Raw genomic sequence first — 20480 nt, forward strand, 5'->3', positions numbered from 1 at the left:
ACTTGTATGAACTTTATCTCCTGCGTACCTTGAAGCCATAGGCGCGCGGGCATAATCTGGCCCGCACGTGTCATTGGATTTATGTTGCTCGAATGACGCTCTGCCTGGTCGATTCTTGATCTTCAAGTGTGCGACAGGTGTAGAGCAGCATGACCCACAAGGGAAGAGAGAATCACCATGCTCGAAAGTTGTCAGAATGCTCAGGAACGTTGGGGTGGAGTGCATCTGCTGATCGATCGCTGGTTGCAGGAGCGTCACGAACTGGTTCGGGCCTATGACGCTCTCGGCGCCAAGCCCGAAGCTTTGGGCGAGAACCGAAAACCGTTGCAGGAATTCTGCGGTGTGCTGGTCGACTACGTGTCTGCCGGGCATTTCGAGATCTACGAACAGCTGACGGGCGAAGCCAAGGCGTTCGGTGATTCTCGTGGTCTGGAGTTGGCCGAGACAATTTACCCGCGCATCGACGTCATCACCGAGAAGCTGCTGGCGTTCAACGACCTGTGTGATGCCGGCAAGTGTGTCGCGGAGAAATTCAAGGAGCTGGGTGGCTTGTTGCACGAACGCTTCGAACTGGAAGATTGCCTGATCGAAGTGCTGCACACTGCTCACAAGGAAGAGGATTCGGTTCAAGCCTGAACCTTATCCAGCAACACCCTCAAAACGGTGCGCAAATGCGCGCCGTTTTTCGTTTCCGGTTTTCAGCTTTTAGCACCGCGCAATTCGACCTCGAATACCAGCGGCGTGAATGGCGCAATCAGGTCGCCGGCACCGTCGGCACCATAGGCTTGGGCCGATGGGATCACCAGGCGCCATTTCGCGCCGACCGGCATGTTTTGCAGCGCACTGCGCCAACCCGTGATCACACTATCCAGACTGAACCACTGCGCCTCGCTGTTTTGGTCGAACACTGAGCCGTCAGGCAGGCGTCCGATATACAGCACCTGGACCTTGCCATTCGGACCGGCCTTGGCACCGGTGCCCGGCGCCAACTCTGTCAGCAGTATTCCATCGGCCAGTTCGCGAACGCCGGGTTTGGCTTTTTCTTCAACGAGAAACCGTCGCTCGTTTTCCAATGCCAATTCGCTTTGCGGCACAGGCGACTGCATGGCAATCCGGGCTTCATGCTCAGCCAGAATCTGTTCGATCCGCTCATCTTTCAGTGCCAGCGGCTTGCCTTGATAGGCCTGTTGCAAACCTTCGAGCAGGGCCTGAAGTTGCAGGTCCGGAACTTCCTGGCGCAAGCGTTCGCCAAGGCTTGCGCCCAAGCTGTAAGCGAGATCGTGAGTGTCATTTGCGGCGGTTTTTTCGGCGGCTTGTGCCACAGAAAAAACCACGCACAACGATAAAAAAAGGTAGCGCGACATGGGCACTCTCCGACCTGAGATGCGCAGGATTATGCCAGTGTGAATGCGTTCAAAGGTGAACTGGTTTTGCGCAAGCACAGAACATTTTTACTTCGTTGCAACGTAGTGCTTTCGATACTGTCAACATGCCCTAGCGGCGGTTGCAGCAGAGGTCTAGTATGAGCCGCATTCACGTCAGCCAGGAGGTAAAACCATGTCGGCCACCAAGAAGCCAGTAAATACTCCGTTGCACTTACTCCAACAACTCTCGGGCAGCCTGCTCGAGCATTTGGAAAACGCTTGTTCCCAAGCCTTGGCTGATGCTGAAAAACTGCTCGCCAAACTGGAGAAGCAACGCGGAAAAGCGCAAGAGAAATTGCACAAGTCCCGTACCAAATTGCAGGACGCTGCGGCGGCCGGCAAGGCCAAGGCACAAGCCAAAGCCAAGGGTGCGGTGAAGGAGCTTGAGGACTTGCTCGATGCCCTCAAGGATCGTCAATCCGAAACGCGCAGCTACATTCTGCAACTCAAGCGCGATGCTCAAGAAAGCCTGAAACTGGCCCAGGGCGTCGGTCGTGTACAAGAGGCTGTCGGCAAGGCGTTGTCCCTGCGTTCGGCCAAGCCTGCTGCGGCTCCTGCCAAGAAAGCCGCTGCCAAACCGGCTGCTGCAAAAGCACCGGCCAAGTCTGCTGCCAAACCGGCTGCCAAAGCACCGGTGAAAGCCGCAGCAAAACCTGCCGCTAAACCTGCGGCGAAAACAACTGTCGCTGCAAGGGCTGCAAAACCGGCTGCCAAACCTGCCGCTGCGAAACCTGCTGCCAAGCCAGCCGCTGCCAAAACAGCTGCCGCTAAACCGGCTGCAAGAACCGCTGCTGCTAAACCCGCGGTGGCGAAAACTGCAGCGGCGAAAGCAGCTGCCAAACCGGCCGCAAAACCAGCTGCAAAAACTGCCGCTGCGAAACCTGCTGCCAAGCCAGCCGCGAAATCAGTCGCGACTAAAACAGCTGCCAAGCCAGCTGCAAAAGCTGCAGCCAAACCTGCAGCCAAACCGGCTGCCAAAACTGCTGCTGCAAAACCTGCTGCAGCCAAGCCAACCACTGCTGCAAAACCTGCCGCAGCGAAACCAGCAGCCAAACCTGCCGCTACCAAACCGGCTGCTAAACCCGCGGTGAAAAAACCGGTTGCCGCCAAGCCGGCCACCGCGCCAGTTGCCAAGCCAACCAACCCGGCTCCGGCAGCAACGTCTGCTTTAGCAGCAGCCACCTCGACAGCCACGCCAGCGCCAACGCCGGCCGCCGCATCGATCGCAGCAACCACCCCAACCAGCGCTTCCTAAGTGCTGCTTACCGCGACGCGCAGCTGATGCAGCGCGTCGCGGTCCAGGTTGGCGGCACCCGCCGCCACACCTTCGAGCCAGGCCGTTCGTTCGGTCTCCTCATACTGCGGCCAACTCTGTGCCAATCGTTCCAGCCGTGACAGCAGATGTCGTTCGGCTTCCATCTCCAGTGACTTTACCTGTTCGCGCAAATCATTCAGCCCGGCATCCTCGCTAGCGGCGGCTTTCCATTGCAGGCGCAAGGCGCGCAACGGTTGCACGACATCCGCGTCCCAAGGCCCGGCTACATCGCGAAGCAGCTGCAAGCGTTGTTTGTTGCAGGTAACTCCACGCTCTTCCAGCCACAACCCGCACAGCAGCAGGCACACATTCACGCCTGCCGACTGCAATTGCAGGCACGCACGCTCTACCCCGCGACGGGAGTAAGTGATAACGGAAAAGCTCCACAGGTCAGAGGACATAGTGCTACTCGCGCCAGTTGCGAGCGAAGCTGGTAGACTCCGCCGCCATTATGATTCGACTTCAGAACCTCACTTTACAGCGTGGCCCGCAACGTCTGCTAGAAGACGCCGAGCTGACCCTGCACGCCGGCCACAAAGCCGGCCTCATCGGTGCCAACGGCGCCGGCAAATCGAGCCTGTTCGCCTTGATTCGTGGCGAACTGCACCCGGACTCGGGTGACTGCTTCTTGCCGGCCGACTGGCGCATCGCCCACATGCGCCAGGAAATCGAGACACTCGAACGCCTGGCGGTCGACTACGTGCTCGATGGCGACCTGCGCCTGCGCGAGGTGCAACGCGACCTCGCCGCAGCCGAAGCGGCCCATGACGGTGCCGCTCAGGCCCGCCTGCACTCGGAACTCGACAGCGCCGACGGCTACACCGCCGATGCCCGGGCTCGAAAGCTGCTGGCCGGCCTTGGGTTCACCAACGAGCAGATGGATCGGCAAGTAGGAGATTTCTCCGGTGGCTGGCGGATGCGTCTGAATCTGGCGCAGGCTTTGATGTGCCCTTCGGACCTGTTGCTACTCGACGAACCGACCAACCACTTGGACCTCGACGCCATCATCTGGCTCGAAGAGTGGCTTAAAAGCTACCCCGGCACCTTGCTGCTGATTTCCCACGACCGGGACTTCCTTGATGCCGTGGTCGATCACGTAGCCCACGTCGATCAACGCAAGATCACCCTGTATCGCGGTGGTTACAGCGCCTTCGAACGCGCCCGTGCCGAACGTCTGGCCCAGCAGCAACAGGCCTACGAGAAGCAACAGGCGCAACGTGCGCACATGGAAAGCTACATCGCCCGCTTCAAGGCCCAGGCCACCAAGGCCCGTCAGGCCCAGAGCCGGATCAAGGCACTGGAGCGGATGGAAGAGCTATCCGCCGCCCACGTCGATTCGCCGTTCGACTTCGTCTTCCGCGAGTCGACGAAAATTTCCAGCCCGCTGATCGACCTGTCGGATGCTCGACTGGGTTACGGCGACAAAGCCGTGCTGGAGAAGGTCAAGCTGCAACTGACCCCCGGCGCGCGGATCGGTTTGCTCGGCCCGAACGGCGCGGGTAAATCGACCCTGATCAAAAACCTCGCCGGTGAGCTTGAGCCGTTGGCCGGTCGCCTGACGCGCGGTGAAAACACCGTCGTTGGCTACTTCGCCCAGCATCAGCTGGATTCTCTCGACTCCAAAGCCAGCCCGTTGCTGCACTTGCAGCGCCTGGCGCCGACCGAGCGTGAGCAGACCCTGCGCGACTTCCTCGGAGGGTTCGACTTCCGCGGCGCGCGTATCGATGAGCCGGTACTGAATTTCTCCGGCGGTGAGAAGGCGCGTCTGGCCCTGGCATTGATCGCTTGGGATCGACCGAACCTGTTGCTGCTCGACGAACCGACCAACCACCTGGACCTGGAAATGCGTCTGGCGCTGACCATGGCCCTGCAGGAATTCAGTGGCGCGGTACTGGTGGTCTCACACGATCGCCATCTGCTCAAAAGCACTACTGACAATTTCTATCTGGTGGCCGACGGCAAGGTCGAGGAGTTCGACGGCGATCTGGAAGACTACGCCCGTTGGCTGGTCGAATACCGTCAACGCAATGCCCCGGTCAGCAATACCCCGGTCAATCCGGACAAGACCGACAAGAAGGCCCAGCGCCAGGCTGCCGCTGCGTTGCGTCAGCAATTGGCACCGCACAAGCGTGAGGCTGACAAGCTTGAAGCCGAGCTGGGCAAGCTGCACGAGAAACTGGCAAAGATCGATGCCAGCCTTGGCGACAGCGACATTTACGAGCCGATGCGCAAGAACGATTTGCGTGATCTGCTGGCTGAACAAGCCAAGCTGAAGGTGCGTGAAGCCGAACTGGAAGAAGCCTGGATGGAAGCGCTGGAACTGCTGGAAAGCATGCAGGCGGAGCTGGAGGCACTGTCCTGATGGAAGCCTTCAAGCTGCCGTTGCCGGCTGTGTGGGGCGAGCCGCTCTGGCTGGTTGTGCAAATTCTGCTGATCCTGCTGGCCGGTTATGTCGCCCAGCGTGTTGTCGCTAAATGCCTGACTCGCCTGGGCGAACGCTATCCGTTTCCGCCGCAGTTTTTCATGCCGCTGCGCGGTGGTTTGCGTTGGCTGATAATGGGCAGTGCGCTGATTTTCGTGCTGGAACGCCTTGGTGTGTCGGCCACGGTGCTCTGGACGGCGTTGTCCGGTTTCGTTGCGGTGGCCGCCGTGGCGTTTTTCGCCATGTGGAGCGTGCTGTCCAACCTGCTATGCGCAATTCTGATCTTCACCGTCGGCCCGTTCCGCATCGGCGATGTGGTCGAATTGGTGGATACCACCGACAAGCCCGGCGTCAAAGGTCGGGTGGTGGCGATCAATCTGCTCTACACCACGCTGATCGAAGCCGAAGAACTCGGCACCGGCAGTGCCATGGTGCAAGTGCCCAATAGCCTGTTCTTCCAGCGCTCGGTTCGACGCTGGCGTGGGACGGATGTGTTCCCTTCGAGCGGGTTTGAAAAGTAAGCCTTCTGTTGTCTGACACACCGCCATCGCGGGCAAGCCCGCTCCCACAGGGTTTCGGGCTGATCACAAACCTGTAATCCGACCCCAAAAAACTGTGGGAGCGGGCTTGCCCGCGATGGTGGTGTGTCAGACGATGGGCCCTTCAAGTCGCAAACGCTGGTCGGCAGTTGCCATGTCCTACAAAAAATCGGTAGTCATCGGCCCAAAGGCGCATTAGCTTAGACGTCTGTCATGAGTCTGAATCGAGGTGTGCGATGCTGCTTCAAACATGGCTGGCGTTTTTTGCCGCCTGCTGGGTGATCAGTCTTTCTCCCGGTGCCGGCGCCATTGCGTCGATGTCCAGCGGTTTGCGCTATGGGTTCTGGCGCGGTTACTGGAACGCCCTGGGCCTGCAACTGGGCCTGGCCTTGCAGATCGCGATTGTCGCTGCCGGTGTGGGTGCGATCCTCGCGGCCTCCGCCACGGCTTTCTATGCGATCAAATGGTTTGGCGTGGCCTACCTGGTCTACCTCGCGGTCAAACAATGGCGCGCGCTGCCCAATGACATGAGCGACGACGCCGCCATCCGGCAGATCGGCAAGCCGATGGCGCTGGTGTTCCGTGGCTTTCTGGTGAACGTCAGCAACCCCAAGGCCTTGGTGTTCATGCTCGCGGTGCTGCCGCAATTCATCGACCCCCACGCGCCGCTGGTGGCCCAGTATCTGATTCTCGGCGTGACCATGATCTGCGTCGACCTGATCGTCATGGCCGGCTACACCGGACTGGCGGCGAAGGTGCTGCGTTTGTTGCGCACACCCAAGCAGCAAAAACGCATGAACCGCACGTTTGCCGGGCTGTTCATTGGCGCGGCGGCGTTCATGGCGACCCTGCGCAAAGCGGCGGTGTAAAACCTTCAGGCACAAAAAAGGCGACCTCTTCAGGTCGCCTGATCGTTCCCATGCTCTGCGTGGGAATGCCTCAACGGACGCTCCGCGTTCGGCTCTTTGGGACGCAGAGCGTCCCTGGCTGCATTCCCACGCGGAGCGTGGGAACGATTAGAGCCTACTCAGTGCAAAATCACCGGCGCCGTATCCCGCGGCAGGTTATTGCGCAGCGGCGCTTGCCCCGGCTGCTCGTAACCACCGCCACCGAGCTGTTGGCTCAATTGCGCAGCCACATCCTCACCCAGCGCCTTGGACACGTCACGTACCACCCGTGGGCGGTTCAGCGAAATCTTGATATCCCGACCATTCACCAGTTTGGTGTCCTGACCTTCGCCCATCGCCGTGAAAGCCGAGGTGATTTCAAAGGTCTTGGTGTTGATCAGGCTGAAGTCCGCCACCAGCGTCAGCCCCAGCACCGCCGAATAGCTGTCGGTGTTGGCCAGCTCGTTCATGTCGCGGGTGAAGTCGATGTCTGACACGGTGCCGAACAGCACGTAGTCGGCACCCTTGAAGCTACCGGCCTTGATCCGCTTGATCACGTCATACACGTCACCTTTGGACGATGCTGTGTAAGGCGTGCCCTGCACCAGCTGGAACATGCCGGTGCGCAGAATCTTGCCCTTAATGTCGCCGGTGAATTTACGCAGCTCGCCTTGCTCGATGTAGCTGCTGGTTGCTTCGTACTCTTCGTAACTGGATGAACCACTGGCGCCGTAATAGCTCTGGCTGTGGTTGCTCTGGGCCGAAACAGTGTGGACGTATTGTTCCACCCGTTCCTGATACGCCAGGTCCGCTACTGCGACTTTCGGGGCCGCTTGCACGCTGAACGCGCAAGCCAGGGCCATCATGCCAATCCATGTGCGCATCGATTAACGCTCCGTGGTTTTGCGGATCTCTTTTTCGTCCATCCACTCGGCCAGACCGCTTTCAACGTCGATCAATTGCAGGCTGAATTTGTAGAAGACGTCCTTGTAATCGCTGCTGCGCTTGACGATCGAGCTGATCGAACCTTCAAGACGATATTGGGCAGCGATCATGTTGCCCGTCTTGGCCACGGTGCTTTTCTTGTACAAACCGCTCTGGTTTTGCAGCTTGAGCTGGTCAACCTGGCTTTGCATGGCGGTGTTGTCGCTGGCGAAGCGGGCAGTGCCGGACTTCATCAGTTGGGTCTTGATGCTGGTGGTGATTTCGCGGGTATCGATGTACTCGCTGGTCTTGTTCTTCACGTCGTAGACCTGAACCACCGGACGGCCTTGCAGGATGCCGGACTGGGCCAGGGAGCGGGTCATGGATTCGGCGATCATCTGCAGGTCGGTGGAACCGAACTCGTTGGTCACGGTTTCCACGGCCTTGGTGTCACCGTAGCTGATGTTTTTGCTGCCCAGCGTTGGCGAAGTGTTGGCGCAACCGCTGGCCAGGAGGGCGATGACGGCGATGAACGAAAAGCGTGCAAACATGGGAATGCTCTCTAAAACTGAACGAATAGGGTGTCGGGCTTAAGGCGTTTTGATTTCGAGACGGAAATCCACGGCTTTGGCGGTTGGCGCAATCGCCTGAATGAAACTGGTCTGCTCGCCGTACATCATCTGGCTTTTCCAGGTTTCCTCTTCGGCAACCGGGAAACCCTCAGGGCCGAGCCAGGCAAAACGGTAGTAGAAGGTCTTGTTGTTGTAGCTGGTATTGCTCAGCTGCGCATTGACCGTCATGAAGTCATTTTCCCGGGCCACGCGCATGGCGCCGACCACGATGTTCTTGAGCTTGCCCATGGCCACGACCTTGCTGGCAGCGCTGCCTGGCTCTGGCGGTGGCGGGGTGGCGCAGCCGGCCAGCAAGGCCAGGGCGACGACAGCGATGAATTTGAAACGCATGCAAAGACTCCGTTCTTAAGGTTGTTTGAGGCTGGCGACGGCGGTCGGGTTGGCGCTCGGGATCACGTGTGCGGCCAGGCCGTTGGCGAATACCTGGTTGCCCACGGCGCGCAGGGTGATGACCTGAAAGCGCTGATCGACGATGACCTTGACCACCGAACCGCCCACGGCGCTCGGCAGCGTGACGCTGTGCTCGCCTTTCTTCAAACGCAGACGCACCACCTGAGTGTTGTCCGGCAGCGTGCGCCACGTACGGGTATCGGCGCCTTCGAGTACAGCTGAAGTGATGCCGACTGCAAGACCTGCCAGCGGGTTGGTTTCGTTGATTTGCTTCTGTGCCACACCACGGGTGATCGCCCGCACGGTGGTGCGCAGGATGATGCCTGGCATGTCATCACGCAGCGCGCGACGGGACATGGCAGTGGTGCTGTTGAGTTGGGTCAGGTTCAGCTGCTGGCCGTCCACGCCGATCTGGGCAAAGGTGGCGGTTGAGGTATCGGGCTTGATGATCGGGAACGACAGCGGCGTGATCACCACGTTGTTGCTGATCGGCAACGGCAGCGGAATGCGGATCGAGTCGCGGGACGGTGCGAGACCGCTTTGCACGACGATCAGGATGTCGCTGTCTTCGTCCTTGGCCGGTTTGTCGAGATTCACCAGTGCCTGTTCCAGCAGCGGCGTGTTCGGGCGCAGTTCGACGGCCTTGCGATAACCCGGCGCCGCCAGATCTTTCTCGCCCAGGGCTTCATAGACGAAGCCGGCCAGATAATGGCTGAACGCACTCTGGTAGCTGTTTTTCAGGCTGACCACTTCCGGCGCGTCGAGGCTCGCCACCGGGTAACCCTGAAGATCCTTGTACTGGGTTTTGACGCCTTCTTTCTCGGCCTGCTCTTCGCTCTTGAGGTATTCCTTGTCGCGCAGGTCGGCGATCACCGCTTCACGTTCGTGAGTCTTCTTGATCGCGGTGCGCGCGCCGTCGAAGTCGTTCACCGCCAACAGGTTGAGGGCCATCTGCGTGGTCAGCATGACTTTTTCGTAGTCGTAGCCTTCGTAGCGACGAACCTTGTCGTTGACCAGGAAGCTGCCGAACTGAGCCAGGTATTTGTCGGTGTCGAGCTTGACCGCGTCTTCCCACTTACCCACCACCTGATCGGCGCTGGTCCAGGCGTTCTGGCTGCCGGACAAGTCGCCCTTGGCGCGCAGCAGTTCACCTTTCTCGAAGTAATAGAGCAGGTCTTTGTCTTTGCTGGTGTTGTTCTTTTCCAGCAGGGTCAAGGCGGCGTCGACGTTGCCGGAGACCAGTTGCTGGTTGGTTTGTGCAAGTTCCGAATCGTAGTTACGAAAGGCCGAGCAGCCGGAAAGCAGAGTGACAGCGCTGAGCGCGATCAAAGTGGGGGCGCGGAATGCCATAAGGGGTACGTCTTCCCTGAATATAAGCAGCCGCGTGCGGGTCGGGCTGTTGGGACCTATCGGCAGGGAGACTGGCGTCCTGCCAATTCCTCATAAAAAGAGGAGCTTAAATGCCGTATCGCAATAACGACGGCGCGGCATTATAAACAGGGATGCTGGCTATGTAATGGCTTTTTAATTACATGTTTTCACAAATGTGCCATTACTTATTTCAGACCGGATACCACACTACTTTCAGGCGCAACGGCAGGTTCGAAAGCCACTCCGTTGCTGTAAACCCGCTCGCCCAGCGCTCGCAGGCCTATGACCTGATGGTTCTGCTCGATGCGGACTTTCAGGGGCGCGGCGCCCGGCGCGTTGGGCAGGCTGATCAGGTGCTCGCCTTTTTTCAGGCGCAGGCGCGCCACCAGGGTGATGTTGGACAACGTGCGCCAGGTTCGGGTGTCCGCGTGCTCAAAGCCATTGTGCTGCGTCACGTAAGAGGCTTTGCTCGGGTCGCGTCGGTTGTCTGTAGCCTGAACAGAAGCAGCCAGGTAGGCGCGATGCGCGGTGCGCTGAATGATGCCCGGCATATCGTCGCGCAGCGTGCGCAAAGACATGTCGGTGATGCTGTTAACAAGGGTCAGTTGCTGTTTGCGACCGTCGATCGTCATCTGTGTGAACGCCGGGGTCGACGTGTCGGGAACCATCACCGGAAACGACACGTTGGCGACGATCACCTGATTGTCTTCCAGGCGCACCGGGTAGGGGACACGAACCGAGCTGCGCGCCGGAGCCAGGCCGCTTTGCACGATGATTAGCACATCACTTTCATTTGCCTTGGCTGCGGGTTTGTCGAGTTCGCGCAATGCCTGCTCGAAGAAGGGCAGGTCGGGTCGCAACTCGATGGCCTGGCGATAACCCGGGGCGGCAAGATCACGCTCACCCAGCGCTTCATACGTAAACCCGGCCAGGTAGTGACTGAATGCACTCTGATAGCCGTTTTTCAGCGCGATCACGGCGGGCGCATCGAGGGTCATCACGGGATAGCCCTGGAGATCCTTGTAGTGCACGCGAACGCCCTGAGCCTTGGCTTCTTCTTCAAGTCGCTCGTATTCCTTTTCCCGCTGACGGGCAATCAGTGCTTCACGTTCGTGGGTTTTCTTGATGTCGGCGCGAGCACCGTCGAAGTCATTCACGGCCAACTGGTTCAGGGCCATCTGCGTGGTCAGCATGACTTTTTCGTAGTCGTAGCCATCGTAGCGCCGCAGTTTGTCATTGATGATGCTGCCCCAATGATCGCCCATCGCGGACAAGAGCTGTGTGCCAGCAGACTCGACGGTGTCCTGGCGCTGGATCACCATTTGCTCTGCACTGCGCCAGGCAACCTGGCTTTGCGGCAGCGCACCACCGGCACTCAGGACTGCACCTTTTTCGAAGTAGTAGAGCAGATCCCGTTCTTCTGACGGATTGTGCAGCTCCAGCAGTTGGAGAGCGCCCTGCGGATTTCCGGCTTTCAACTGGGCGGTCGTTTGCTCCAGTTCCAGGTCGTAGTCGCGATAGGCGGCGCAACCAGTCAGTTGCAGGGCAAGGCTTAACAGCAGTGAGAAAAACAGGTGTGAACGCATGGACACGTTGATTCTTCCCTGAACGAAACCGGCGGAGGGTGGCAATTGGCCGCTGAATTTATACGCAGCTACGCAGGAAATACCAACAAAGCTTGAGTGAAACTCATTGGGAGTGAACAATGTGTTACTTCGTATTTCCATTTGAGATTTATTCATGATTGCCTCCTCTCGTTTTCTGGCGTGGCTCGTGCTGCCGGTGATCGCGTTCTGCAGCTTCAATGCGCTGGCCGAAACCGCGGAAGGTGCGCCCAAGGCCCTGCATTTGCTCGATTACATTGGCGCCGATTACCCAGCGACGGTCGAGGCGGGCAAGGTCATCGATGAGTCTGAATACCGCGAACAGCAGGAATTCCTCAAGGTGCTACAAGGTTTGATCGCCGATTTGCCGGCCAAACCCGAACGCGCAGAGCTGGAGCAGGGCGTCGGCAGCCTTGGCGCTGCCATCGCCGCTCGCAAGGACGGCGCGGATGTTGCCCGTCAGGCGCGGCAGCTGGGGGCAAAACTGGCGGTGACCTATGAGGTCAGCCAAGCCCCGGTTATCACTCCAGACCCGACTCGCGGCGCGCCGCTGTATACCCAGCAATGCTCGGTGTGTCATGGCGAGGCGGGTGTCGGTGACGGTCCGGCGGGTGTCGGCATGACGCCACCGCCGGCCAATCTGCGTGATGCCGTGCGACTGGACCGTCTGAGCCTCTATGCGATCTACAACACGCTGGGCATGGGGGTTGAAGGCACCGACATGCCGGCTTTCGCCGATCAGTTGGATGATCGTCAACGTTGGGACCTGGCGACCTATATCGCCAGCTTCAGCGCCGATCCGGCTGCGGCCAAATCCGAGAAAACCTACAACATCGCCGACCTGGCACGTCAGACTCCAGCCGAAGTGCAGGCCGCCGAAGGTCCGCAAGCAGCCGCCACTTTCCGAGCGCAACGAGCGCAACCGCCGCTGGTCAAGCGTGGTCCGGGGCAGTTGCTTGATTACACGGCGACCACCCTGGACAAGAGCATCGCCGCCTACCGCGCTGGCGATCACGATCAGGCCTACGACCTGTCGGTGGCCGCGTACCTGGAAGGCTTCGAGCTGGTCGAAAGCTCTCTGGACAACGTCGACGCCAACGTGCGCAAAGACACCGAAAAATCCCTGATGGCGTACCGTCAGTCGTTGCAGGACGGCTTGCCGGTGGCCCAGGCCGAGCAGCGCCTGGAAGCGGCCAAAGCCAAGTTGAAAGAGTCCGCTGGCCTGCTGGGCAGTGATGGCTTGAGCTGGTCGCTGAGCTACATTTCCGGTCTTTTGATTCTGCTGCGTGAAGGTCTGGAAGCGATTCTGGTGCTCGCGGCGATCCTCGCATTCCTGCGCAATACCGGTCAGCAATCGGCGGTACGCAGCGTCAACATCGGTTGGGGCCTGGCACTGCTGGCCGGGCTGGCGACCTGGGCGGTTGCGGCTTATGTGATCGACGTCAGCGGCGCCCAGCGTGAACTGCTGGAAGGCGCGACGGCGTTGTTTGCCAGTGTCATGGTGCTCTGGCTCGGCGTGTGGATGCACGACCGTCGCCACGCAGCGGCCTGGCAGGATTACATCAAGAGCAGCCTGGTGAGTGGTGGCGGGCGTTTCGGCTTTGCGATCCTGGCGTTCTTCTCGGTTTATCGCGAGCTGTTCGAAGTGATCCTGTTTTACGAAACCCTGTGGTTGCAGGCCGGGCCGGCAGGACACAACGCCGTAATGGCGGGCGGGGCGACGGCGCTGGTAATGCTGATCGGTCTGGCCTGGGTGATTCTGCGTGGCTCGGCGAAACTGCCGCTGGCGTTGTTTTTCAGCATCAACGCCGGGCTGCTGTGCGCGTTGTCGGTGGTGTTTGCCGGCCATGGCGTGAAGGCGTTGCAGGAGGCCGGGATCTTCGGCACGCGGCCGGTGTCGTTCTTTGACTTCGACTGGCTGGGGATCCACGCTGATGCCTATTCGCTGAGTGCTCAGGCCGTGGCGATCATTGCGATCATCGTGTTGTACAGCCGTAGCCGGATGGCTGAGAAGCGGCGGGTGTCGGTTTCCTGAAACATTCGCTACGCTCATAATCGCGGGCAAGCCCGCTCCCACAGGTTCAGCGCTAACCTTGTGGGAGCGGGCTTGCCCGCGATGCTTTTCAACAGAGGAAATAATATGCGCGTGTGGATCGATGCCGACGCCTGCCCTCGGGCGGCCAAGGATCTGGTGGTGAAATTCGCCCTCAAGCGCCAGTTCGAAGTGGTACTGGTGGCCGGTCAGCCGCAGATTAAACCGGGCCTCGCGCTGGTGAAGTTGATCGTAGTACCCAGCGGCCCGGATGCCGCTGACGATTACCTGGTGGAACACGCGGTGCCAGGCGAGCTGGTGATTTGCAGCGATGTACCGCTGGCGGATCGGCTGGTGAAGAAGGGCGTCGCGGCGCTGGATCCACGGGGCAAGGAGTTCGATGCGCAGAACATGGGCGATCGACTGGCGGTGCGTAACCTGTTCACCGATCTGCGTGAGCAGGGCCAGATGAGCGGCGGACCGGCGCCGTTTGGCGAGCGCGAGAAGCAGGCATTCGCCAATGCGCTGGACCGGATACTTACGCGGTTGTCGCGCAAGTCTTGAGCAAATGATCGTTCCCACGCTCCGCGTGGGAATACCTCAATGGACGCTCTGCGTCCGCTTTGGGACGCAGAGCGTCCCGGGCTGCATTCCCACGCGGAGCGTGGGAATGATCATCTTGCTTCTTTTACTCGTCGTTTTCGTGGGTCAGTTCCAGCACGCGGTCGACCAGTTTATTGATGCCGGAAGCAGCCTCGCTGATCGATTGCGCCAGCATGTACGCCGGAGTGCTCACCAGCTTGCGCGCCTTGTCTTCGACGATGTCGGTCACCGCGCACTCGGCATGGGTGGCGCCCATCTTGTTCATCGCGGCAGCGGTATCGGCATCGTTGCCGATGGTGCAGGTCACACCCGGGCCGTAGATCTTGGCCGCCAGGGCCGGCGAGATGCAGATCAGCCCCACCGGTTTGCCGGCCTCGGCGAACGCTTCGGTCAGCGCCAGGACGTCAGGTTGAACGCTGCAACCGGCACCTTCGACGGCAAAGTTCGACAGGTTCTTGGCCGACCCGAATCCGCCGGGAACAATCAGCGCATCGAAGTCTTCGACGCTGGCTTCACGGATATCCTTGATGTTGCCCCGGGCGATCCGGGCCGATTCCACCAGCACGTTGCGCGCCTCGGGCATTTCTACGCCGGTCAGGTGGTTGATGACATGCAACTGCGCGATATCGGGTGCGAAACACTGCACCTGGGCGCCGCGCTGGTCCAGCCGCAGCAGGGTGATCACGCTTTCGTGGATCTCGGCGCCGTCGTACACGCCGCAGCCGGAAAGGATCACTGCAATTTTTTTGCTCATGGGCTTTTCTCCAGATTCATGGCGTTAAATGTCCACTAATTTGTCACTCGTTGCCATAGGGTTAACACGCGGCTACACCTAATCTCTGCTGAACGATTCTGATCAGGGCGCGTCATGGACTTCATTCTGTATGCGGTGCCGTTTTTCTTTGTGCTGATTGCGGTCGAGTTGCTGGCCGACCGTTGGCGCGGGGTGAGCAATTACCGCGTGGCAGACGCGATCAACAGCGTCAGCACTGGTGTGCTGTCGACTACCACGGGCCTGTTGACCAAAGGCGTCGGCCTGGTGACTTATGCCTTCGCCCTGAAGCATCTGGCCGTGATTGAGCTGTCGGCCGACAGCGTCTGGGTCTGGGTGTTTGCCTTCGTCTTCTACGACTTCTGCTATTACTGGCTGCACCGCATGGGTCACGAACGCAACATCCTCTGGGCTGCCCACTCGGTGCATCATCAGAGCGAGGATTACAACCTCTCCACGGCCTTGCGCCAGACCAGCACCGGGTTTCTGTTGAGCTGGATTTTCTACCTGCCCATGGCCGTGCTCGGCGTTCCACTCGTGGTGTTCGTCAGCGTTGCGGCGCTGAATCTGCTGTACCAATTCTGGGTGCATACCCGGCACATTCCCAAGCTCGGCTGGTTCGAATGGTTCTTCGTCACGCCGTCCAATCATCGGGCTCACCATGCACAGAACGCTCTTTACATGGATCGCAACTACGGCGGGGTGTTCATTATTTGGGACCGTCTATTTGGCTCGTTCCAGGAAGAGGACGACAACGAGCCGGTGATTTTCGGCGTGACCACACCGCTGGCGAGCTGGAATCCGTTGTGGGCGAACGTGCAGTTCTATGCGCAGCTATGGGATGACGCACGGCGCGCCGAACGCTGGTGGGACAAGCTGCGGATCTGGTTCATGCGCACCGGTTGGCGACCAGCGGATGTGGCGGCCAAGTACCCGATGAACAAACCGGACCTGAGCCAGTTCCGCAAATTCGAGGTGCCGCTGGATGGACGCCAGCAGTGGTATGTGGCGCTGCAGTTCTGCGTCTACATCGCCTTGGGCAGTTACTTGATGAACCTGGAGCAGAGCCTGCCGACTTCGGCCCTGGTGTTGGGCTGGGGCGCCGTGGCACTGGGGCTGTTTGTGTTGGGCGCGGCCCTGGAAAATCGCCCGCAGGCGTTGAAGCTGGAGCTGTTGCGGCTGGCGTCGAACCTGCCGCTGGTGTGGCTGGCGCCAATGGTCGGGTTATGGCCGGACAGTGTAATGGGCAATGCGGTGGGCTGGGTGGGGCTGCTCAGTTACAGCCTGCTCAGCGGCATCGGTCTCTATTGTTGTAGAAACCGCTTCACTCGATGGGCGTCGTAGGTTCGCTGGACTTGGCCTGTTCAGCTTTCAACGCTTGCTCGTCGGCGTAGATCTTCTTCGCCAGACGGGCATTCTTGAAGCGCCGCCGCAGCCACAGGCAAAAGCCCAGTACCAGCAGGGCGCCCAGCACCCACAGCTCATACTTCTTGACGCTGCCCAGCATGCCTTCGAGCACTGCGCCGAAATGATAGGCGGTGGAAGCCAGCGCGGCGGCCCAGATGGCTGCGCCAATCCCGTTGAGCAGCAGGTAACGTCCCGGTGGATAGCCCGACAGACCGATCGCCACTGGCATCACGGTGCGCAGTCCATAGACAAAGCGGAAGCTCAGCACCCAGATGTCCGGGTGCTTGCGGATATGTTCCAGCGCCCGATCGCCCATCAGTTGCCAGCGCGGTTTGCGCGCCAGCAGTTTGCGCCCGTGCTTGCGTCCCAGGAAATACCACAGCTGATCGCCGGCATAACTGCCGAGGAATGCCACGAGCATCACCACCTTGATGTCCATGTATCCACGGAACGCAAGGAAGCCCGCGAGCACCAGGATGGTTTCGCCTTCGAAGAATGTGCCGAGAAAGAGGGCGAAGTAGCCGAATTCCTGAAGAAATTGTTGGAGCATTGTCTGGGTGCTGGCGAAATGAACGCGCAGCCTAACCCCTCGGACACATTCAGGAAAGTGTCAAAATGTGTCTCGACGTGAACATTTCCTACAAGGACAATGGAATGCGGCTTCCTGAAGCACAACTGTCATCCGTTCGTCATAATGGCCGCTTATAACTGTCACGCTCGCCCGCCAGCGCGGGCTCAGGAGTCTGCCGTGAGCTTTACCCCCGCCAATCGTTTGTTTCCTGCAACCCGCCTGCGTCGCAACCGTCGTGATGAGTTCTCGCGTCGACTGGTCCGTGAAAACGTACTGACCGTCGATGACCTGATCCTGCCGGTGTTCGTGCTGGACGGTGAAAACCGTCGCGAAGCGGTGGCGTCGATGCCGGGCGTCGAGCGCCTGACCATCGACCTGTTGCTGGAAGAAGCGGCCAAGTGGGTTGAGTTGGGGATTCCGGCCCTGGCATTGTTCCCGGTGACGCCGCCGGAGCTCAAATCCCTGGACGCCGCTGAAGCCTGGAATCCCGACGGCATCGCCCAGCGCGCCACCCGAGCCCTGCGTGACCGGTTCCCGGAGCTGGGTGTGATCACCGACGTCGCCCTGGACCCGTTTACCACCCACGGTCAAGACGGCATTCTCGATGAAGAAGGCTACGTGCAGAACGACATTACCGTCGACGCACTGGTTAAACAGGCCCTGTCCCACGCCGAAGCCGGCGCTCAGGTGGTGGCGCCTTCGGACATGATGGACGGTCGCATTCAAGCGATCCGCGAAGCGCTGGAGCTGGCCGATCACGTCAACGTGCGGATCATGGCTTACTCGGCCAAATACGCCAGCGCCTATTACGGCCCGTTCCGCGATGCGGTGGGTTCGGCGCTGAACCTGGGCAAGGCCAACAAGGCCTCCTATCAGATGGACCCGGCCAACAGCAACGAAGCCCTGCACGAAGTGGCGGCGGACTTGTCAGAAGGCGCGGACATGGTCATGGTCAAGCCAGGCATGCCGTATCTGGATATCCTTTACCGGGTCAAAGAAGAATTTAAAGTGCCGACCTTTGTCTATCAGGTCAGCGGTGAATACGCCATGCACATGGCAGCGATCCAGAATGGCTGGTTGAGCGAAGGGGTTATCCTCGAATCCCTGACCGCTTTTAAACGTGCAGGCGCTGATGGCGTCCTGACTTACTTTGCCGTCCGTGCTGCTCAATTGTTACGAGAGCAAAAATAGCCCTCCCAGGAACATTCGATGAATACCGAAGGACTCACTGAAGTTGCCGTAAAAGACGCTCAACCTGTGGTGGAGCCAATCGCCGAAACCCCGCCGGAGCTGGAGCCTGCTCCGGCCGCGGTGGTGGCCGAGCCCGTTGTTGCGGCGCCAGCGATTGCCATTCCCGGCCTGGATGACAGCAGCCTGTACATCCATCGTGAGCTCTCGCAACTGCAGTTCAACATCCGCGTGCTGGAACAGGCGCTGGATGAGTCCTACCCATTGCTGGAGCGGCTGAAGTTTCTGCTGATTTTCTCCAGCAACCTGGACGAGTTCTTCGAGATTCGTGTCGCCGGCCTGAAGAAGCAGATCACCTTCGCTCGCGAACAGGCTGGCGCCGATGGCCTGCAACCGCACCAGGCCCTGGCTCGCATCAGTGAACTGGTGCACGGCCACGTCGATCGCCAATACGCGATCCTCAATGACATTCTGTTGCCGGAACTGGAAAAACATCAGGTCCGCTTCATCCGTCGCCGTTACTGGACCACCAAGCTCAAGACCTGGGTTCGTCGTTATTTCCGCGACGAGATCGCCCCGATTATCACCCCGATCGGCCTCGACCCGACGCACCCGTTTCCGTTGCTGGTGAACAAGAGCCTGAACTTCATCGTCGAGCTCGAAGGCATCGACGCCTTCGGTCGCGACTCCGGTCTGGCGATTATCCCGGCACCGCGTCTGCTGCCGCGGATCATCAAGGTGCCGGAAGAAGTCGGCGGTCCCGGCGACAACTATGTGTTCCTGTCGTCGATGATCCACGCCCACGCCGATGACCTGTTCCAGGGCATGAAGGTCAAGGGCTGCTACCAGTTCCGCCTGACCCGAAACGCCGACCTCGCGGTCGACACCGAAGATGTCGAAGACCTGGCCCGCGCCCTGCGCGGCGAGTTGTTCTCCCGTCGCTACGGTGACGCGGTGCGGCTGGAAGTTGCCGATACCTGCCCGAAACACTTGTCCGACTATTTGCTCAAGCAGTTCAACCTGCATGAGACCGAGTTGTATCAGGTCAACGGCCCGGTCAACCTGACCCGGCTGTTCAGCATCACTGGCCTGGACAGTCATCCGGAGCTGCAATACAACCCGTTCACCCCGCAGATCCCGAAACTGCTGCAAAACAGCGAGAACATTTTCAGCGTGATCAGCAAGCAGGACATTCTGCTGCTGCACCCGTTCGAGTCGTTCACCCCGGTGGTCGACTTGCTGCGTCAGGCAGCGAAAGACCCGCATGTGTTGGCGGTACGCCAGACGTTGTATCGAAGCGGCGCCAACTCCGAGATCGTCGATGCGCTGGTAGACGCTGCGCGGAACGGCAAGGAAGTGACGGCAGTGATCGAATTGCGCGCGCGGTTCGATGAAGAGTCCAACCTGCAACTGGCCAGCCGTCTGCAAGCGGCCGGTGCGGTGGTGATTTACGGCGTGGTCGGTTTCAAGACCCACGCCAAGATGATGCTGATTTTACGCCGCGAGGCGGGCGAAATTGTCCGTTACGCCCACTTGGGGACCGGCAACTACCACGCGGCCAACGCCCGTCTGTACACCGACTACAGCCTGCTGACCTCCGACGACGCCTTGTGCGAAGACGTCGGCAAACTGTTCAGCCAGTTGATCGGTATGGGCAAGACCCTGCGCATGAAGAAACTGCTGCACGCACCGTTCACGTTGAAGAAGGGCATGCTCGACATGATTGCCCGGGAGACGCAGTTCGCCCTCGACGGCAAACCGGCGCACATCATCGCCAAGTTCAACTCGCTGACCGACCCGAAGGTCATCCGCGCGTTGTACAAGGCCAGTCAGTCCGGGGTGCGTATCGATCTGGTTGTGCGTGGCATGTGCTGCTTGCGACCGGGCATCGCCGGGGTCTCCCATAACATCCATGTGCGCTCGATCATCGGTCGTTTCCTGGAACACACCCGGGTTTTCTACTTCCTCAACGGTGGCGAAGAGCAGATGTTCCTGTCCAGCGCCGACTGGATGGAGCGCAACCTCGACAAGCGCGTCGAGACTTGCTTCCCGGTCGAGGGCAAGAAGCTGATTTTGCGGGTCAAGAAAGAGCTGGAGCTTTATCTGACCGATAACACCCACAGCTGGAGCCTGCAGGCGGACGGTCGCTACATCCGCAACACGCCGACCGGCAACCAGAACCCGCGCAGTGCCCAGGCCACCTTGCTTGAGCGTTTGGGTAGCCCGATTCTGGCTGTTCGTTAACGTAGATTCGGTTGATACAAAAAAGGGCGATCCATGTGGATCGCCCTTTTTTGTTCCCGCTGTCCCGTCCTGAATAAGGTTTACACCTTCTGATCTGTTTTTCAGGAGGACGTAATGGAATCAGCAAAAAGGCGTAGTCAGCGAGACTACACGCT

The 20480-nt window shown here is 59.6% G+C and carries 19 protein-coding genes; 10 read left to right on the forward strand and 9 right to left on the reverse strand.

Translation table 11 applies throughout. From position 1 onward, the window contains the following. Nucleotides 1-177 precede the first annotated feature (177 nt). Complete coding sequence (gene rsd / locus ACZ9IM_RS23940; protein ID WP_476225089.1) at nt 178-636, forward strand: sigma D regulator; 459 nt, start codon at nt 178-180, stop codon at nt 634-636. A gap of 62 nt (nt 637-698) precedes the next feature. Here rsd and ACZ9IM_RS23945 read toward each other — a convergent pair whose 3' ends face one another. After that, nucleotides 699-1364, reverse strand: coding sequence for an FKBP-type peptidyl-prolyl cis-trans isomerase (locus tag ACZ9IM_RS23945; protein ID WP_476225091.1), 666 nt, complete (start codon nt 1362-1364; stop codon nt 699-701). 193 nt (nt 1365-1557) lie between these two features. Between ACZ9IM_RS23945 and ACZ9IM_RS23950 the strand changes: the two genes are divergently transcribed. Beyond that, on the forward strand, nt 1558-2679 hold the full coding sequence (locus ACZ9IM_RS23950) for an AlgP family protein (protein ID WP_476225093.1): 1122 nt from the start codon (nt 1558-1560) through the stop codon (nt 2677-2679). On the opposite strand, the gene ACZ9IM_RS23955 is transcribed toward ACZ9IM_RS23950, so the two are convergent. Then, on the reverse strand, nt 2676-3140 hold the full coding sequence (locus ACZ9IM_RS23955) for a TIGR02444 family protein (protein WP_476225094.1): 465 nt from the start codon (nt 3138-3140) through the stop codon (nt 2676-2678). The genes ACZ9IM_RS23950 and ACZ9IM_RS23955 overlap by 4 nt on opposite strands. A gap of 50 nt (nt 3141-3190) precedes the next feature. On the opposite strand from ACZ9IM_RS23955, the gene ACZ9IM_RS23960 reads away from it, so the two are divergent. The 3 genes from ACZ9IM_RS23960 (at nt 3191) to ACZ9IM_RS23970 (ending at nt 6569) form a co-directional block, all read left to right on the forward strand. Beyond that, on the forward strand, nt 3191-5101 hold the full coding sequence (locus ACZ9IM_RS23960) for an ATP-binding cassette domain-containing protein (RefSeq protein WP_192345003.1): 1911 nt from the start codon (nt 3191-3193) through the stop codon (nt 5099-5101). Continuing rightward, on the forward strand, nt 5101-5682 hold the full coding sequence (locus ACZ9IM_RS23965) for a mechanosensitive ion channel domain-containing protein (RefSeq protein WP_427624114.1): 582 nt from the start codon (nt 5101-5103) through the stop codon (nt 5680-5682). The genes ACZ9IM_RS23960 and ACZ9IM_RS23965 overlap by 1 nt, the downstream gene beginning before the upstream one ends. 254 nt (nt 5683-5936) lie before the next feature. Beyond that, nucleotides 5937-6569, forward strand: a complete 633-nt coding sequence (locus ACZ9IM_RS23970) for a LysE family transporter (protein WP_008076092.1) — start codon at nt 5937-5939, stop codon at nt 6567-6569. Between the two features lie 158 nt (nt 6570-6727). Here ACZ9IM_RS23970 and ACZ9IM_RS23975 read toward each other — a convergent pair whose 3' ends face one another. From ACZ9IM_RS23975 to ACZ9IM_RS23995, 5 genes are all read right to left on the reverse strand, one after another. Next, nucleotides 6728-7471, reverse strand: coding sequence for a penicillin-binding protein activator LpoB (locus ACZ9IM_RS23975; protein WP_476225095.1), 744 nt, complete (start codon nt 7469-7471; stop codon nt 6728-6730). Between the two features lie 3 nt (nt 7472-7474). Next, the gene (lpoB, locus tag ACZ9IM_RS23980; RefSeq protein ID WP_123500440.1) at nt 7475-8062 is read right to left on the reverse strand and encodes a penicillin-binding protein activator LpoB; all 588 of its coding nucleotides are present in this window, start codon (nt 8060-8062) and stop codon (nt 7475-7477) included. Between the two features lie 39 nt (nt 8063-8101). Next, nucleotides 8102-8473, reverse strand: coding sequence for a YcfL family putative periplasmic lipoprotein (locus ACZ9IM_RS23985; RefSeq protein WP_476225096.1), 372 nt, complete (start codon nt 8471-8473; stop codon nt 8102-8104). Between the two features lie 15 nt (nt 8474-8488). Next, nucleotides 8489-9883: a COG3014 family protein gene (locus ACZ9IM_RS23990; protein WP_476225097.1), complete on the reverse strand. Its 1395-nt coding sequence runs from the start codon at nt 9881-9883 to the stop codon at nt 8489-8491. A gap of 206 nt (nt 9884-10089) precedes the next feature. Next, nucleotides 10090-11490, reverse strand: coding sequence for a COG3014 family protein (locus tag ACZ9IM_RS23995; protein ID WP_476225105.1), 1401 nt, complete (start codon nt 11488-11490; stop codon nt 10090-10092). Nucleotides 11491-11644: 154 nt separating this feature from the next. On the opposite strand from ACZ9IM_RS23995, the gene ACZ9IM_RS24000 reads away from it, so the two are divergent. After that, nucleotides 11645-13543, forward strand: a complete 1899-nt coding sequence (locus ACZ9IM_RS24000) for an FTR1 family protein (protein ID WP_476225098.1) — start codon at nt 11645-11647, stop codon at nt 13541-13543. A gap of 105 nt (nt 13544-13648) precedes the next feature. After that, nucleotides 13649-14104 carry a YaiI/YqxD family protein gene (locus tag ACZ9IM_RS24005; RefSeq protein ID WP_008076086.1) on the forward strand — a complete coding sequence of 152 codons (456 nt, stop codon included), beginning with the start codon at nt 13649-13651 and terminating at the stop codon, nt 14102-14104. A 124-nt stretch (nt 14105-14228) separates the two neighbouring features. On the opposite strand, the gene elbB is transcribed toward ACZ9IM_RS24005, so the two are convergent. Beyond that, nucleotides 14229-14897, reverse strand: a complete 669-nt coding sequence (gene elbB / locus ACZ9IM_RS24010) for an isoprenoid biosynthesis glyoxalase ElbB (RefSeq protein ID WP_476225099.1) — start codon at nt 14895-14897, stop codon at nt 14229-14231. Between the two features lie 114 nt (nt 14898-15011). Here elbB and ACZ9IM_RS24015 point away from each other — a divergent pair, with 114 nt between their 5' ends. Continuing rightward, a complete protein-coding gene (locus ACZ9IM_RS24015; RefSeq protein WP_476225100.1) occupies nt 15012-16259 on the forward strand; it encodes a sterol desaturase family protein in 1248 nt (415 codons plus the stop codon). Here ACZ9IM_RS24015 and ACZ9IM_RS24020 read toward each other — a convergent pair. Further along, complete coding sequence (locus ACZ9IM_RS24020) at nt 16240-16872, reverse strand: DedA family protein (protein WP_476225101.1); 633 nt, start codon at nt 16870-16872, stop codon at nt 16240-16242. The two genes, ACZ9IM_RS24015 and ACZ9IM_RS24020, sit on opposite strands and share 20 nt — an antisense overlap. Before the next feature lie 198 nt (nt 16873-17070). On the opposite strand from ACZ9IM_RS24020, the gene hemB reads away from it, so the two are divergent. After that, nucleotides 17071-18084 (forward strand): porphobilinogen synthase, encoded by a 1014-nt coding sequence (gene hemB / locus ACZ9IM_RS24025; RefSeq protein WP_476225102.1) that lies wholly within the window; start codon nt 17071-17073, stop codon nt 18082-18084. Between the two features lie 18 nt (nt 18085-18102). Then, nucleotides 18103-20325: a polyphosphate kinase 1 gene (ppk1, locus tag ACZ9IM_RS24030; protein WP_427624122.1), complete on the forward strand. Its 2223-nt coding sequence runs from the start codon at nt 18103-18105 to the stop codon at nt 20323-20325. The last annotated feature ends 155 nt before the right edge of the window (nt 20326-20480 follow it).

This window comes from Pseudomonas sp. TE12508, assembly GCF_056279485.1.

Excerpts from the sequence above, each read along its gene's own strand:
- ACZ9IM_RS24005 (WP_008076086.1), top strand. The coding sequence starts at position 13,649 with ATGCGCGTGTGGATCGATGCCGACGCCTGCCCTCGGGCGGCCAAGGAT.
- ACZ9IM_RS23950 (WP_476225093.1), top strand. The coding sequence starts at position 1,558 with ATGTCGGCCACCAAGAAGCCAGTAAATACTCCGTTGCACTTACTCCAA.
- ACZ9IM_RS23965 (WP_427624114.1), top strand. The coding sequence starts at position 5,101 with ATGGAAGCCTTCAAGCTGCCGTTGCCGGCTGTGTGGGGCGAGCCGCTC.
- ACZ9IM_RS24000 (WP_476225098.1), top strand. The coding sequence starts at position 11,645 with ATGATTGCCTCCTCTCGTTTTCTGGCGTGGCTCGTGCTGCCGGTGATC.
- ACZ9IM_RS23975 (WP_476225095.1), bottom strand. The coding sequence starts at position 7,471 with ATGCGCACATGGATTGGCATGATGGCCCTGGCTTGCGCGTTCAGCGTG.
- elbB (WP_476225099.1), bottom strand. The coding sequence starts at position 14,897 with ATGAGCAAAAAAATTGCAGTGATCCTTTCCGGCTGCGGCGTGTACGAC.
- rsd (WP_476225089.1), top strand. The coding sequence starts at position 178 with ATGCTCGAAAGTTGTCAGAATGCTCAGGAACGTTGGGGTGGAGTGCAT.
- ACZ9IM_RS23960 (WP_192345003.1), top strand. The coding sequence starts at position 3,191 with ATGATTCGACTTCAGAACCTCACTTTACAGCGTGGCCCGCAACGTCTG.
- ACZ9IM_RS23995 (WP_476225105.1), bottom strand. The coding sequence starts at position 11,490 with ATGCGTTCACACCTGTTTTTCTCACTGCTGTTAAGCCTTGCCCTGCAA.
- ACZ9IM_RS23985 (WP_476225096.1), bottom strand. The coding sequence starts at position 8,473 with ATGCGTTTCAAATTCATCGCTGTCGTCGCCCTGGCCTTGCTGGCCGGC.
- ppk1 (WP_427624122.1), top strand. The coding sequence starts at position 18,103 with ATGAATACCGAAGGACTCACTGAAGTTGCCGTAAAAGACGCTCAACCT.
- ACZ9IM_RS24015 (WP_476225100.1), top strand. The coding sequence starts at position 15,012 with ATGGACTTCATTCTGTATGCGGTGCCGTTTTTCTTTGTGCTGATTGCG.
- ACZ9IM_RS23990 (WP_476225097.1), bottom strand. The coding sequence starts at position 9,883 with ATGGCATTCCGCGCCCCCACTTTGATCGCGCTCAGCGCTGTCACTCTG.
- ACZ9IM_RS23955 (WP_476225094.1), bottom strand. The coding sequence starts at position 3,140 with ATGTCCTCTGACCTGTGGAGCTTTTCCGTTATCACTTACTCCCGTCGC.
- ACZ9IM_RS24020 (WP_476225101.1), bottom strand. The coding sequence starts at position 16,872 with ATGCTCCAACAATTTCTTCAGGAATTCGGCTACTTCGCCCTCTTTCTC.
- ACZ9IM_RS23970 (WP_008076092.1), top strand. The coding sequence starts at position 5,937 with ATGCTGCTTCAAACATGGCTGGCGTTTTTTGCCGCCTGCTGGGTGATC.
- ACZ9IM_RS23945 (WP_476225091.1), bottom strand. The coding sequence starts at position 1,364 with ATGTCGCGCTACCTTTTTTTATCGTTGTGCGTGGTTTTTTCTGTGGCA.
- lpoB (WP_123500440.1), bottom strand. The coding sequence starts at position 8,062 with ATGTTTGCACGCTTTTCGTTCATCGCCGTCATCGCCCTCCTGGCCAGC.